Consider the following 14,489-nt stretch of genomic DNA (forward strand, 5'->3'; position numbering starts at 1 on the left):
TTTGGATCTGACGGTTCGCCCCCTCACCCCAACTGGTCCTTGATCAGCGCCTCGTTGGCATTGGCGGCAATCCCCCATTGCGCGGCATCGTTGGTCGACACGCTGCTGATCTCATCGATCGGCTTCAACACGGCCGCGCCGTCGACGCGGTGGCTGCCGCGATACTGATCGCGATTCTCGTGGTCGCCAGCGCCGAAGAACTCGGCCCATGCCCGCTTGGCGAGCGCCGGATCATTGCGCTTGACCGCGGCATAAGCAGTGTAACGCGAATGCGCCTGCGTCAGCGCGCGCCCTCTGCCCGGCGCGCCGGTCTTGGCGCGGAACTCGGCCTCCGGCGCGTTGTAATATTGGCAATAATCGAGCCATGCCTCGCGGTATTCGGGCACGTCGAGCAGTTCGAGCAATTCGGCGGTCACTTCCCAGATGCCGAACACACCGTTCAGATGGCTGATGCTGACCGCGTCGGGCGGATTGACGAAGCGCCCGGTCGCCAGCTCGCATGGCGATCCGCCGGTGAACCATTGGTGCGGCATCGCGGCAATCGATTCCATGCCGGCGACGATGCGGTCGCGCCATTGCGTGTCGCCTGTGCGCTCCCATTCGGTGTACCAGGCCGCGACCAGCGCCGCCCAGGTCGTACCGAACTGCATGAACACCTGGCCTTGGGGCAACGGCGTTTTCGCCTGCACCGCCGAGGTGCCCCCCGGCGGCTTCGATCCCTGCGGGCGCGCATTGACCTTGCGACCGATATCGACGCGCTCCAGCGTCTCTCCACTGGTAATCAACGCGTGCATCAAGTCGCCGACGCGCTCGTCGGCGGTGAAATAATAATAGATGCGCTTGTACAGCGCGTTGGAGATGCGCGGCTGCTTCGAACTGTCGCCCCAATGCTGCACGCCGTGGCGCGTGCCGAAGCCGGCGAAGCGCCCGATATGATAGACATCGACCTCGCTGGTATGCCGCGTCATCGCCTCGGCCATGCGGAACACGTCGGCGCGGCCGGTGCGCAGGAAGCCATACCACAGCCAAAGGTCCGACGAGAGCTCGCTATTGTCCCAGGCAAACCCGCCGATATCGTAACGCCAGACATGACGATCATTGTCATAGCTGTGCATGACGTCGCCATAGTTCCAGAAACCGTACCAGCGTCGCTCGTCGACCTGGCCGATGTAGAAATCGAGCTCACGCTTGGCGCGGCCCTCGATCTTGGCGAGCAACGGGGTCGAGCTGTCGGGCAGGCTCCAGACGCCGAACATGCCGGTATCGTGCGCGCGCCGTGTCGAGGCGAGCAGACGCGGCGGCTTGGCGACGCCGCCGGCCATCGTCGCGAGCCGCTCGCGCGCGGGCGTTTCGGGCAACGCCCACAGCCGGAACTCGGTCGTCCGCGCGATCCCGCGCGCATCGCCCCAGCCGGGCTCGTAATCCTCATAAGTGATGTCGAGACCCAGGTTCTGATGGGCGTAATCGGTCATGCCCATTTCGTCATGATAGAAGCGCATGTCCATCGGAGGCGCATCGGGCGCGTGATACCAGGCCGTGAAGCTCGCCTTGTCGCTTGCCGCATTGCGGATATCGAGCCGCGTCGGGCAGCGTTGCCAGAAATCAGCCATCGTGAAGGCAACACCGCCGCTCACTCCGCCGACATAGCCGAGGCCGGGCGCACGGCCGGCGCTGTCCACTGCGATCCAGCCATGCCCCGGGCTCGTCCGCTTGGTGATCGCGAAGCCGTCCGATGTCGGTTGCGACAGCGTGAAGTCATCCCATTGGGGGATATATTGCAATTTGCCGCGCACGCTATCGGCCATCTGCCCCAGGGGCGGCACAGCCTTGCCCGCAACCTGGGCATAGCGAAACGCTTGCCCGGGATCGCGACGCAGCCCGGTTAACGGCTGCACCGCCTCCCCCCATAAGCCGCCATCTTCCCCGGCAAACCGCAGGTGCCGATCATAGCCGGCATCGCGCATCGGCACGTCGCCGCTCAGCCCCAACCCGCACAGAAAGCTGCTGGCCGGATCGCCATCATAGATGAAACTGTGGACGATCCGCACCGACTCGCTGCCGGCGTAGAAATAGAGCCGCAGCGAGAATGGCAGCCATTCACCCGCCTCGCCCGCGTGTTTGCCGTCGAGTTTGATTACCGCGCGCACCGGCCCGCGCTGCTCGATCGTCGCTTTCTCGATGGTCGCGATAAAGGCGTTGCGTGGGCCGGCCGCCAGCCCTTCGTCATCGACCGCCGCAACCGACTGGGCAACCAATCGAACGGTATTGAGCACCTCTCGTTGACCGTGCGAGGCGGCGCGGATGATTGCCTTTCCGCGCGTGCCGATTTCCCATTGCACCGGACCGTTTACGACCTTGATGGTGTCGGCTTGCTCGCGGACGAAAATGGCCTGATCGGGCGTCGTAGCCTTGCCGGGCTGAACTTCTCCCGGCGCCGTCAAGGCCGCATTCGCCGGGATGGCGTGGGCGGTCCATTTGATCGATCCATCGGGCCACCAAGCCAGCGGCCAGGTCTGGACCGGAACGGCGCCTGCCCCAGTCAATTGATAGCCGGCTTCGGAATAGCGCGTGCCGCGCGGCCAGGGATATCCCCAAGTCTGGCCCTCGTGTTCCGTCGGCACTACGTCGTCGAGCCAGGCGACGCCATCATCGGGCGCGGAAGATTTGGGCGAGCGCTCGGCAAGCGCCGGAGACGCGTTCATACCGATCATCGTTCCGGTGATTGCCGAACCGGCAAGGAAATGCCTCCGGCTTAGCGACTCGTCCAGCATACCCTCTCCTTCTCTGGCTATGTCGCTGCCACCATATAGAACGTCGCCGAGTGTTCAATAAATGAGTTTATATTCCATATTATAGGAATATTAAAGCGGGAACGTTCGCTTTGTGCAAGCGGTTGACGGCAGAGGACTTCAGCCATGACCCAGCCGAACGAGAATATCACCCTGCCGCAACTGGAGCGAACGCCACAGCGGCACTTCTACACCGGCAGCGACATGTCGCGCGCGCTGTCTATCGGCGATTTGCGCGCTCGCGCTCACAAGCTAATGCCGCGCTTCGTACTGGAATATCTGGAAGGCGGTGCTGAGGACGAGGCGAGCCTGGCACGCGAGCGACAATGCTATGCCGAATGGCGGTTCATCCCGCGCCAGCTGGTCGACGTATCCCGCCGGTCGCTCGAAACCGAGATCCTCGGCAAGCCGGCCGCCATGCCGCTTGCGATCGCGCCGACCGGGCTCAACGCGCTGTTCATGCATCAAGCCGATAGCGCCCTCGCCCAGGCCGCAGTCGGCACGGGGGTGCCCTATATCCAGAGCACGATGTCCAACGACACGATGGAGGAGGTTGCCATCGCGGCGCCGGGCGTGCGGCATTGGTGGCAACTCTACGTGCTCGGCGGCGACGAAATCTGGCAGGAATTGCTGCGCCGGGCCGATGCCTGTGGTTGCGAGGCGCTGGTACTCACCACCAACTCGCAGATTTTCGGCGACCGCGAATGGAGCAGCCGCGACCGGATCGGCGGCGGCTGGCCGGATGCCTCGTCGATGATGGACGCGGCAAGCCATCCGCGCTGGTTTGCCGGCAGCATGGCGCACGGCATGCCGACCTTCGCCAACGTCATTGATTTCGTGCCGGAGGGCAAGCGCGGCTTTTTCGAAAGCGCCAACTGGATTCGCTCGCAAATGCCCAAATCGCTATCCTGGAACCACGTCGCGAAAATCCGCGACCGGTGGAAGAAGCCGTTTCTCCTGAAGGGGCTGCTACACCCGGACGATATTCGCAAGGCAATCGACAGCGGCGTCGATGGCGTCATCCTCGGCACGCATGGCGGCCGGCAGGAGGATTGGTCGGTCGCCGCACTCGACGTGCTGCCCGAAGCGGCAGAGATCGTGCGCGGGCGGATCGCGCTGATGATGTCGGGCGGCATCCGTCGCGGGACCGACATGCTGAAGGCCATGGCGCTGGGCGCGGACGCGGTGATCGCCGGGCGCGCGCCGCTTTACGGCCTGTGCGCGGCGGGCGCCGAAGGGGCGGCGCGCGCGCTCGAAATCCTGCACGACGAGGCGACCAACGATATGGGGCAGATGGGCGTTGCGCGCCTTTCCGACCTGACGCCGGAGATGATGGTGTCGATCAGCCGCGTCGCTTATCCCGGTGGTCGCCGCGGGTCGGCGATGGGCTGAGCGACGGGAACAATATTCCTGCCCCCTATCCCCTATAATTCGCCCCGCGCAGCCATCTCCCTGATCCGGTCGCCCGTGCGGCACGCCACCGCCTGAATGGTCAGCGACGGGTTGACGCCGCCCACCGTCGGGAACACCGATCCGTCGCAAATCCACAGATTGGGAATGTCCCATGAGCGACAATCGGCATTGACTACGCTGGTCGTCGGATTGTCGCCCATCCGCGCGGTGCCGTTGAGGTGGCAGGTGTCGTTCATCTCCTTCCACCGTTCGGTGGCGCCGGTGGCTTCCAGGCTCTGGTCCATGAAGTCGACGGCATGTTTGATCATCGCCTTTTCATTGTCACGGAAAGCGAAGGTGATGCGCGGGATGCGCAGGCCATATTGATCGGTTTCATCGGCCAGCGTGACGCGATTGCGCTCGTCGGGCAGCGTCTCGCCGACCATCTTCAGGCCGACCGAATGGTTGTTGCGGTTCATCTCGTCGATCAGGTCCTGGCCCCACAGGCTGCGCCCGCCGGCGAGTGACTTGGCCCAGATGATCGGCAGCGGCCCCTGGCTCATGTAGCTCCAGCCGCCGAAATAGTCCTTGCCGCTATCCTCGTAATTCCAATGTTCGGAAATCGCGAGGCTGGGCGGCCCCTTGTACGATCGCACCTCGTCTTCGACCTGGCCCCAGGCGGCCTGGTTGAGCTGCGCCATCAGATTCTTGCCGACCAATCCCGACGAATTGGCGAGGCCATCGGGGAATTCGTCATTGGCCGAATTGAGCAAAAGGCGCGGCGTCTCGATCGCATAGCCGGCGACAACGACATTCTTCGCCTTCTGGAACCGCCATTCGCCGTTGCGATGATAATGGACGCCGGTGGCGCGGCCGTTCCTGGTCTCAACGCGGCCGACCATCGCCAGGTCGCGGATTTCCGCGCCCGCCTCGATCGCGCGCGGCAGCCAGGTGACGAGCACCGATTGCTTGGCGTTGGTGGAGCAACCGGTGACGCAAAAGCCGCGATAGACGCAGGGATGCGCCTTGCCGCGTGGAGCGGAGAGGGTGGCTATCGGTGTCTCAGTCCAGTCGATGCCCAGCGCCTCTGCCCCGCGCGCGAGATATTCGGCCGCGGCGTTCAGCGGATGCGCGCGATAGGGGTAGCGACCGCGCTTCGGCCCCCAGGGATAGCGTACCGGCCCCGCGATCTTCAGCATCTCCTCAACTTCGTCGTAATAGCGCCACATCTCCTGCCAGCCGATCGGCCAGTCGGCGCCATAGCCGAGCTTGGTGCGCGTCTGGAAATGATCGGGGCGGAAGCGCAACGACACCATCGCGAAATGGACCGTCGAGCCGCCGACCGCCTTGCCCGAATTGTTCGACCCCATCTTGAGCGGCGTGTCGCCATCGACGATGCGTTCGTCGGTCCAGTAGAGCTTCTGCTGGTGCGTCTCGTCGGAGGCGAAATCCTCGAGGGGGCGCCAGTAAGGCCCCGCGTCCATCGCGACCACCGAGAAGCCCGCTTCAGCCAGCTTGCAGGCGAGCGTGCCGCCGCCGGCGCCGGTGCCGACGATGACGAAATCCACCTCGTCGATTTCCGGATATTGCCGCATCGGCACCCAGCCGCCGGGCTTGAACACATCGGGCGCACGACCAGCGCTCGCCTGTGGCGCGTGTTGCGGGTCAGCCGACATGAATGTTGCGCTCCTCGGCGGAGATCACCCGGCCGTCATCGCGCTCCGCCGCCTCCCAAGGGTCGCGGCGATTGGCCTGCAGCCGGACATAACCGCGCGGTGCAGCCGGGCCGCCAAAGCCCATCGCACTCCATGCGGAAGGGTGCGCGTAATAGGCCGAGACGATGTCGGGAATCAGCCGCCAGCTCCAGAACAACATTGCCGGCAAACTGGCCCATGCCGCCGCCTGCACATCACCCTGTTCGATAGCGCGCAATATCTCGTCCGCCTTGTCGCCGTCGAGGATCGCGAACGGGTGCCCTAATCGTTCCTGCGCCTCGGCGTCGATCGCGTCGAGCCCGCGCTCCCATGCCTCGCGGACCTGCGGCAGTTCGTGATGGCGGAAGCCATCGGACTCGTTCGTCATGATCTTATGCAACACCAGCGCCGTGGCGTTGGTCGCGGGACGCTGCTCAGGCTGCGGCACGATACGGTCCACCACCGCGCGCAACGTCGCGCGCTGCCCGGGCGTCAGCACCTCCGGCTCCTCGGTCGCCAGCCGGTCGCCGATTACCTTGCGCGTCTGCGGGTTCCAGCTCGGCGTGTCGCGCTTGGCCAGCACGTCGTAATGGGGGAAACGATCAACCATGCCGGCGCCTTTGCCGCATCATCAGCAGCGCACCGAAACCGGCGATAGCCAGCCCGGTGAAGGCCGGTGGCGCCGGGAGCGGCGGGCCCGCAAGGATGTTCTGCCGCCAGTTCTTCCAGCCGCCCATGTTGCGGGCGACGCCGTACGCGTGGAAGCCCATGCCGATCAACCCCAGCGCGGCAGTGGTGCCGAGCAGGATCATCGTCGCCTGTCGCGGGTGATCGTCGATCACGTCGCGCAGCAGCGACACCGCCGCGATCGGCGGCAACGTCACCGGCAGCCACATGAACGGATCGTGATACGCGCCGCGGAAATGCAGCAACGCCGCCTCGCCGACGGAGCCGAATAGGCCGACGCCGACCATCGCCCCGATCGCTCGCCCCGAGGCGAGCTCGACCGGGCCGATCCGATCCTTGCCCTGCGCCAGCGTATCGGCCGCCTTGCCCAGCGCGCCGGCGAGCACCAGCGCCGCGGGTGCGCCAGCCGGCGCGCCGTAGAACAGGTTGGTGAAGCTTGGCCCGCCCGGCCGCTTGAGCACGTTGTAGGCGTGGAAACCCAAGCCAATCAGCCCGATCGCGGTCGAGCCGACATGGCTGACGGTCGGCGCCGCCGTCCCGCGGCTTTCGGGCTGCTGTGCGCGCCGCCCGTTGACGGCGATGCCGAACGCCGACGAGGCGAGCGGCAGCACCATAGCCTTGTTGGCGAATGAGCCGCGATAATGTTCCAGCCCGCTATCGGCGAGAACCGAGGATGCCAGCGTCGTAGCGCCACCGGCGATCAGGCGGATCGCCACGGTGCCATCGGCTTGGGACGCTTGCGCCATGGCTCAGTCGTGATCTCCGAAAACGTGCGCCAGAACCTGCTTGGCGCTGCCCTTGATGACACCCTCCTCCTCCGGGTCGCCCTTGATCAGCATCTCGGTGAACTTGCGTGCCTGCTGGATGGTGATGTGTGGCGGCAGCGGCGGCACCTCGGGATCGGTTTTGACTTCGATCACCACCGGGCAGTCGGCCGCCAGTGCCTCGTCCCAGGCCGAAGAAAGCCGGTCCGGATTGTCGACGAATATCCCCTTCAGCCCGATCAGCTCGGCGAACTTGTGATAGGGCACGTCGGGTAGCTGCTGCGTCGCTTCGAAGCGGGGATTGCCTTCCATCACGCGCTGCTCCCAGGTCACCTGATTAAGATCCTGGTTGTTGAGCACCAGCACGACGAACCGGGGATCGCGCCAATTCTGCCAGTATTTGGAAACGGTGATCAGCTCGGCCATGTTGTTCATCTGCATCGCGCCATCACCGACGCTGGCGATCACCGGCCGATCCTGATGCGCGAACTTGGCGGCGATCGCATAGGGCACGGCAGCCCCCATCGACGCGAGCCCACCCGAAAGCGATCCCATCATGCCGCGCCGCATCTGGATGTCACGCGCATACCAGTTCGCGCAGCTGCCGCTGTCGCTGGTCAGGATGACGTTGCTCGGCAGCTTGGGGCTCAATTCGCGGAACACCCGCTGCGGGTTGACCGGGTTGGCCTCGACCATCGCCCGGTCCTCAAGCGTTTCCTCCCATTCGTTCTTCCAGTCGGCGATGGTGTCGCGCCACTTGGTGTCGGTCTTCTGGTCGAGCAGCGGCAGCAGCGCATCGAGCGTCGCGCCGACATCGCCCTGCAGATTGACCTCCATCGGATAGCGGATCGACAACATGCCGGGCTCGAGATCGACCTGCACGCCGCGCGCCTGCCCTTCCTTGGGCAGGAACTCGGCATAGGGAAAGCCCGAGCCGAGCATCAGCAGCGTGTCGCATTCCATCATCAGGTCGTAGCTTGGCTTGGTGCCGAGCATGCCAATCGAGCCGGTCACCCAAGGCAGATCGTCGGGCAGCACCTGCTTGCCGAGCAGCGCCTTGGCGCAGCCCGCGCCGAGCTTGTCGGCGACCGCAATCACCTGGTCAACCGCGTGCTTCGCACCCGCGCCGACCAGCATCGCCACCTTCTTGCCGGCGTTGAGCGCCTCGGCGGCGGCGCGCAGATCGTCGGCCTTGGGCACCACCTTGGGCTCGCGATAGCCGACACCGGAGAAGACCGCGCCGTGGCTGCGCGGCGGTTGCTCCATCTCCACTTCCTGCATGTCGTTGGGGAAGATCAGCGCCGTCACTCGCCGCTCACCCATTGCGATGCGCACGGCGCGGTCCGTGAGGTGGCGCACCTGGGCAGGCACCGCGGCATAACCGGTAAACGCGCCGGCGACATCCTTGAACATCGCCGGCAGGTCTAGCTCCTGCTGATAATGCGCGCCCACCGCAGTGCGCGCCTGTTGGCCGACGATCGCCAGCACCGGCATATGATCGAGCCGCGCGTCATACAGCCCGGTCAAAAGATGCGCAGCGCCCGGCCCAGAGGTCGCCAGGCAGACGCCGAGTTCGCCGGTGAACTTGGCGTGCGCAGACGCCATGAACGCCGCCATCTCCTCGTGGCGCACCTGGACGAACTCGAACTTGTCCTTCTGGCGATCCAGCGCGCCGAGCAGGCCGTTGATGCCGTCACCTGGATAGCCGAAAATTCGGCGGACGCCCCATTGATGAAGCCGTTCCCAGAAATAGTCGCCGACCGTCTGCGCCATCGTCGCATCTCCTATCTGAATACCGGACTGTCGCTGTGCCCCACCAACGGAGCGGGGCTGCGATCGTTCCGCAGGACACCCAACTTGACTTCTATCTCTACATAGGTTGTTTATAGCGAATGATCCGTCGTCGGCGTCCTTCGAAGCAGATGCTCGTCCTGTTGAAGGCGCTGGCTGCTCAAGCGCACCAATGGCGCCATGGCTATGATCTAATGAAGGAAACCGGGCTTCTTTCGGGCACGCTCTATCCGCTGCTGATGCGCATGACCGATCAGGGTCTGGTCGAGGCCGAATGGCGCGAACCTGTCCAGCCCGGGCGGCCGCCGCGTCACGCCTACCGGCTGACGACCCAGGGGCTGGAGCTCGCCCGATCGGCTACCGACCGCGCCGACGCGCCGCCGTCGAAGGCGGCTCTCGCATGACCGAGGCGATGGCGAAGGCCTTGATCGCTTTGGCCGGCCGCTGCCTCGGGGAAAGTCGACGCGATTGGGCGCTCGCCATGCAATCGGAGTTCGACATTGCTCGCGCGGAAGGACGGCCGCTCGCGTTCGCGGCCGGCTGCCTGATCGCCGCCGTGCGAGAAATGCCGATGCACGAGGAGGGGCGATTCGTCCTCGCGAACTATATTCTCGTGATCGGCCTCGTCGTTCCGATGGCGGCGCTGCAATTCGCCTGGGGGTTGGGCTTTCCGTCATCGGTGCCGGGACAGACCGGCCTTTACAGCATGCTGGCGCCGGGAATCTTCGGCGATCCCTATCTGGCTGGTGCCTACGCGGCAGCTGCGCCGCTGTTGCTTGCCCTTTGGCTGTTGCTCGGCTTGGGCCATCTGCGGCTCGCCTGGGCGGTGCTCGATCACGACTGGGCACGGGCGGGTCGGGCTGCGGCGTTCATCATGGCCTTGATCGTGACGCTCGCGATTTTCATGGCGGTGCTGTTCCTCGATTGTCGCGACGTGATGTTTCATGTGGCGGCATTGGCGGTCGAGCTGATCGCCCTTTCCTGCTCCGCGCGCTGGCATCGCGAGCTCTTCCCGAGCGGCGATGTCGCCTCGTGCTGGCAAACCATCTAGCGGCAATCGCTCACTGGCAACCGGGCAATGCAACCGGCTTACCGGTACCGCTTGACTCTTAAATCTACATATGTCGTATTATGCTTCAAGCGAGGCGAAAGCGACACATCCCCGCATCGCATCGCCGACGATCCCAAGGGGAGTTCGATCATGAAGGTCCGCGCTATCCTATTGCTTCCGGTTTTGAGCTTCATGCCGACATTGCCGATCACGGCATCATCCGCGGCCGAAGTCGCGCCCGCCCGAACCACCGAGGCGACAGCGCTCGACGCCGGGAAGCGCAAAGCAGTGCTCGACGCCGCGATCGTCAAAATGCGGGCCGATTACGTATTTCCGGAAAAGGTGCCTACCATCGCCAAGGCGCTGCGTGCCGCCCTCGCCTCGGGCAAATACGACGCCTTGACCGCTCCCGACACGTTCATCACCGCGGTCAATGACGATATCGAGAAGGCCGCGAACGACCGGCATCTCCACCTCATCTGGTCCGCCGATCCGCTGCCGCCGATGCCCGATCCGGGCAAGATCGACCCCGCGATTAAGAAGATGATGGACGAGCGCATGGCGCGCGTGAACTACGGCATCCGCAAGGTGGAGATTCTCGACGGCAATATCGGGTATCTGAAGATCGACGGTTTCCCCCCGGCCGAGATGGCGGGCGACACGTTCGCTGCGGCGATGGGCGTGCTTAGACACAGCGACGCGATGATCATCGACCTGCGCGACAATGGCGGCGGCGATCCGGAGATGGTCGCGCTGGCGATGAGCTATCTCGTGCCGCCCGCCACGCTGATCAACACCTTCCACAAACGAGACCAGGCCGTGAACGACCAGATCTGGTCGCTGCCCTTCGTTCCGGGCGGACGCTGGAGCACCGACAAGCCGGTCTATATCCTCATCAGCAAGCACACAGCGTCAGGCGGCGAGGAAATGGCCTATGACGTCCAACAGCTGAAGCGCGGCACGCTGATCGGCGAGCCGACATGGGGCGGCGCCAATCCGGGCACGTTCGAACCGATCGACGATCATTTCGCGGTCTTCGTGCCGTTCGGCATGGCGGTGAATCCGATCTCGAAGAGCAATTGGGAAGGAACCGGCGTCAAGCCGGATGTCCCCGTCGCAGCCGCTGACGATTTGGAAACCGCGAAACACCTAGCGCTGGAGAAACTTGCCGCAAGCGCCACTGGCGATAGGCTCAAGGAACTGCAGCATCTTCTCGATCCGAAGAATTCGACGCCCGGCGCGGCGCAATGATCGGTTCGCACCGAACTTGCTCGGCGAGCATCGGTGTCGCGGTCGCCATCGTGGCAATGCTGTCCGGCTGCCACCATCCGGGCCCTCCGCCGCCGCGGCTGATGTTCGATAACTTGCCGGTGAGCGGCACCCTTGCCGATGCCAGGCGCGCGGGTTTCACCGACTGCGTCGCGGGACCGGATTCAATGCGCTGCCGTCGCCGCTCAGTGATGTTCCAAGGCAAGGGACCGTATGAAGCGGCGGTCGATCTCGACGGCGATGATGGCGGCGGTGGCTTCGACCAGCTGACACTATGGCACGACGACGACCAGATGGCGGTTCAGGCGGCGGGCGATGCACTGCACATGACGGGCTGGAAATTGTGCATGACCGGCAGCGGCACGCACGGCGATTATGAGATTTACACGCGACAGGGATCACCCGTGAGGGTGGCGATCGATATCAGCTATTGGAGCAAGCGCCGGTTGCGCGTGATTCCGGAGCGCAATCCGAAGAAGCCCCTGTGCACGGCAACACCAGGATGATGCGAACGCTCCTTATCTCGGTGCTCTGCCTCTACGGGACGATTAAGTTCTGCCATGTTCAATTCGGCAGAAAGCGCGCGCTGAGCGAAGACGAGTCAGGCGTTACCAGCGCCGTGAAAGCGGGCGAGCCAACCGTTCTCCTGCTGGCGCTTTCGATCGCATTCGCACTCAACCTATATTGGACCTGGTGGTATCATCGACTGGGCGCGCGCGAGGTGGCGCGCGCGACCACTTGCTACGCACTGCTGTCGGCGACGCATCGTCTCCCTGGGTATGAAGCGAATGCTGGAGTCGGCCGCATCGAACCCGGTCGCGCGTCTTACATGCGCGTTGCGATCGAGCACGGCGCTTGGATCGGGGTCAGCGCGCCGAACGTCCGGGCCATGCTCGCGGGGAAGCGATCGTCGTTTGAAGTCACCTATGCCGCACTAGCCCGGCAGCGAGACTGGCGTGGCGTCAGCTTGGCGTTCGTCGATATGCAGCATTGCCTCAATGACCAATGGGCGCCGCACGGCGAGATGTTCAACCCATGATACGCCATAAATCGTCGGATCCCGTCGATGCCGCCCTTTTATTCAATTGTCGCTGCCAGAGCCTCTCGCCGATACCGTGACTTGCGCCACGCTTCAGCCGCCAGTCACACCAATCGTGTCGAGCAGCAGCTTGACGTTGAGGACGATGATAACGGCGGCGATGAACCAAGCCGTCGCCTTGAGCCATGCAGGGCTGGCCAGCCCGCCCATCTTCGCGCGATCGGAGGTGAATTGCACGAGCGGCACGATCGCGAACGGCAACTGCATCGACAACACCACCTGGCTCAGGATCAGCAGCCGGGCGGTGCCGCTCTCGCCATAGAGCGCGGCGACGATCACCGTCGGCACGATCGCCAGGCCGCGGGTGATGAGGCGACGCAGCCACGGCTGGAGACGCAGCCGCAGAAACCCCTCCATAACGATCTGGCCGGCAAGCGTGGCGGTGATCGTCGAATTCTGCCCCGATGCCAGCAACGCAACCGCGAACAATGTGCTCGCCAGTGCCGCGCCCAGCGTCGGCGTGAGCAGTCGATAAGCGTCCTGGATTTCCGCGACGTCGGTGCGGCCGATCGTGTGAAAGGCCGCCGCCGCCAGGATCAGGATCGCCGCATTGACGAACAGCGCGAGCATCAGCGCGATCGTGCTGTCGAGCGTCGCCCATTTGACCGCGTCGCGCTTGCCCTCGGGGGTCGGTTCGAAGGCGCGCGTCTGCACCGCGGCGGAATGCAGGTAGAGGTTATGCGGCATCACCGTGGCACCGAGGATGCCGATCGCGATGTACAGCATGGTCGGATTGGTGACGACCTCGCTCTGCGGCACGAACCCGGCGAGCACCGCGCCGATCGCCGGTTGCGAGGCGATCAGCTCATACAGGAAGCACAAGGCAATGATCGCGATGAGCGCGATGACGAACGCCTCCAGCCGCCGGAAGCCCCGCCGTTGCAGCAGCAGGATCAACAGCACGTCCAGCCCGGTGAGGCACACGCCCCACACCAGCGGGATACCGAACAGCAGGTTGAGGCCGATCGCGGTGCCGATCACCTCGGCCAGATCGCAGGCGACGATGGCGATCTCGCACAGCAGCCACAAGGCCAGCACGACAGGCTTGCTATAGGCATCGCGGCACGCCGCGGCGAGGTCCCGGCCGGTGGCGATGCCGAGCCGCGCCGCAAGCGCCTGGAGGACGATCGCCATGACATTCGATAGCAGGATGACCGACAGCAACGTGTAGCCAAACGCCGATCCGCCAGCGAGATCGGTCGCCCAATTGCCCGGATCCATATAGCCGACCGCGACGAGAAAGCCCGGCCCGGTAAACGCCGCCAGCTTGCGCCATCCCGCCCCCGAGCTGGGCACCGCGATCGATCGGAACACCTCCGGCAGGGACGGGGCGCCGCCGGTTCGCCAGCCGCCTTCGAGCGGGGCCGAGGCGGGCGAATCGTTCATCAACAGGCTCCGGGTTCGACCATCATGCAGATGCCAAACTAATCCCATAGCCCTTTCGTTCAAGTATAGCCTTGGCTAATTATCTATCGCGCCCGACGCGAAGCGGGTAGTCAATCGCTGCAAGGCGTCCAGCGTGGCATTGCTGACATGATGCTCGATACCCTCCGAATCGGCTTCGGCGGTGGATTGGTCGAGTCCGAGCGCGCGTAGGAAATCATAGACGATGCGGTGGCGGCGGCGCGATTCCTCGGCCATGCGCGCGCCGGCCTCGGTAAGGAACAGAGAGCGGTAGGGCTTGCTCTCGACCAGCCCCTCACGCTTCAGCCGCGCGACGATCTTGGAAGCGGTCGCCTGCGTTACCGCCATATTCTCGGCAACGTCGATCAGCCGCGCCTCGCCCTGTTCGGCGATCAGATCGCCGATCAGCTCGACATAATCCTCGGCCACCTCGCTCTGGTGCGCCTCGCGGGTGCGCCGGAAGGCGGCAGCGCGGCGTTGGGCGTTGGTTTCGGTCATCGGCTTCGGTATTCCCTTTGCCCCGCGCTGTATCGCAACTTCACACAAAGG

13 protein-coding genes are annotated in these 14,489 nt (G+C 64.6%); 6 read left to right on the top strand and 7 right to left on the bottom strand.

Annotated features, from left to right (window positions below; genetic code table 11):
- Positions 1 to 23 precede the first annotated feature (23 nt).
- Positions 24 to 2,771: an exo-rhamnogalacturonan lyase family protein gene (locus tag K7G81_RS16265; RefSeq protein WP_223031881.1), complete on the bottom strand. Its 2,748-nt coding sequence runs from the start codon at positions 2,769 to 2,771 to the stop codon at positions 24 to 26.
- Between the two features lie 144 nt (positions 2,772 to 2,915).
- Between K7G81_RS16265 and K7G81_RS16270 the strand changes: the two genes are divergently transcribed.
- Positions 2,916 to 4,181, top strand: a complete 1,266-nt coding sequence (locus tag K7G81_RS16270; RefSeq protein ID WP_223031882.1) for an alpha-hydroxy acid oxidase — start codon at positions 2,916 to 2,918, stop codon at positions 4,179 to 4,181.
- 32 nt (positions 4,182 to 4,213) lie between these two features.
- Here K7G81_RS16270 and K7G81_RS16275 read toward each other — a convergent pair whose 3' ends face one another.
- Genes K7G81_RS16275 through K7G81_RS16290 form a run of 4 tightly spaced genes read right to left on the bottom strand, consistent with a single transcriptional unit; the run spans position 4,214 to position 9,099 of the window.
- Complete coding sequence (locus tag K7G81_RS16275; RefSeq protein ID WP_223031883.1) at positions 4,214 to 5,857, bottom strand: GMC family oxidoreductase; 1,644 nt, start codon at positions 5,855 to 5,857, stop codon at positions 4,214 to 4,216.
- The gene (locus K7G81_RS16280) at positions 5,847 to 6,485 is read right to left on the bottom strand and encodes a gluconate 2-dehydrogenase subunit 3 family protein (RefSeq protein WP_223031884.1); all 639 of its coding nucleotides are present in this window, start codon (positions 6,483 to 6,485) and stop codon (positions 5,847 to 5,849) included. The genes K7G81_RS16275 and K7G81_RS16280 overlap by 11 nt, the downstream gene beginning before the upstream one ends.
- Positions 6,478 to 7,308: a hypothetical protein gene (locus K7G81_RS16285; RefSeq protein ID WP_223031885.1), complete on the bottom strand. Its 831-nt coding sequence runs from the start codon at positions 7,306 to 7,308 to the stop codon at positions 6,478 to 6,480. Before K7G81_RS16285 ends, K7G81_RS16280 begins: the two co-directional genes overlap by 8 nt.
- A gap of 3 nt (positions 7,309 to 7,311) precedes the next feature.
- Positions 7,312 to 9,099 (bottom strand): thiamine pyrophosphate-requiring protein, encoded by a 1,788-nt coding sequence (locus K7G81_RS16290; protein WP_223031886.1) that lies wholly within the window; start codon positions 9,097 to 9,099, stop codon positions 7,312 to 7,314.
- Positions 9,100 to 9,248: 149 nt separating this feature from the next.
- Between K7G81_RS16290 and K7G81_RS16295 the strand changes: the two genes are divergently transcribed.
- The 5 genes from K7G81_RS16295 to K7G81_RS16315 all read left to right on the top strand — a co-directional run bounded on the left by K7G81_RS16295 (position 9,249) and on the right by K7G81_RS16315 (position 12,476).
- Positions 9,249 to 9,521: a PadR family transcriptional regulator gene (locus tag K7G81_RS16295; RefSeq protein WP_223031887.1), complete on the top strand. Its 273-nt coding sequence runs from the start codon at positions 9,249 to 9,251 to the stop codon at positions 9,519 to 9,521.
- Positions 9,518 to 10,168, top strand: a complete 651-nt coding sequence (locus tag K7G81_RS16300; protein ID WP_223031888.1) for a hypothetical protein — start codon at positions 9,518 to 9,520, stop codon at positions 10,166 to 10,168. The genes K7G81_RS16295 and K7G81_RS16300 overlap by 4 nt, the downstream gene beginning before the upstream one ends.
- A 150-nt stretch (positions 10,169 to 10,318) precedes the next feature.
- Complete coding sequence (locus K7G81_RS16305) at positions 10,319 to 11,419, top strand: S41 family peptidase (protein ID WP_223031889.1); 1,101 nt, start codon at positions 10,319 to 10,321, stop codon at positions 11,417 to 11,419.
- The gene (locus K7G81_RS16310) at positions 11,416 to 11,943 is read left to right on the top strand and encodes a hypothetical protein (protein WP_255587205.1); all 528 of its coding nucleotides are present in this window, start codon (positions 11,416 to 11,418) and stop codon (positions 11,941 to 11,943) included. The genes K7G81_RS16305 and K7G81_RS16310 overlap by 4 nt, the downstream gene beginning before the upstream one ends.
- The gene (locus K7G81_RS16315; RefSeq protein WP_223031890.1) at positions 11,940 to 12,476 is read left to right on the top strand and encodes a hypothetical protein; all 537 of its coding nucleotides are present in this window, start codon (positions 11,940 to 11,942) and stop codon (positions 12,474 to 12,476) included. The genes K7G81_RS16310 and K7G81_RS16315 overlap by 4 nt, the downstream gene beginning before the upstream one ends.
- A gap of 93 nt (positions 12,477 to 12,569) precedes the next feature.
- Here K7G81_RS16315 and K7G81_RS16320 read toward each other — a convergent pair whose 3' ends face one another.
- Together K7G81_RS16320 and mntR are read right to left on the bottom strand one after the other, a co-directional pair.
- Positions 12,570 to 13,922 carry an Nramp family divalent metal transporter gene (locus K7G81_RS16320; protein ID WP_223031891.1) on the bottom strand — a complete coding sequence of 451 codons (1,353 nt, stop codon included), beginning with the start codon at positions 13,920 to 13,922 and terminating at the stop codon, positions 12,570 to 12,572.
- A gap of 75 nt (positions 13,923 to 13,997) precedes the next feature.
- Entirely contained in the window at positions 13,998 to 14,438 is a 441-nt protein-coding gene (gene mntR / locus K7G81_RS16325; RefSeq protein ID WP_223031892.1) for a manganese-binding transcriptional regulator MntR, read from the bottom strand.
- Positions 14,439 to 14,489 lie beyond the last annotated feature (51 nt).

Source organism: Hephaestia mangrovi (genome assembly GCF_019880555.1).
GTDB lineage: Bacteria > Pseudomonadota > Alphaproteobacteria > Sphingomonadales > Sphingomonadaceae > Sphingomonas > Sphingomonas mangrovi.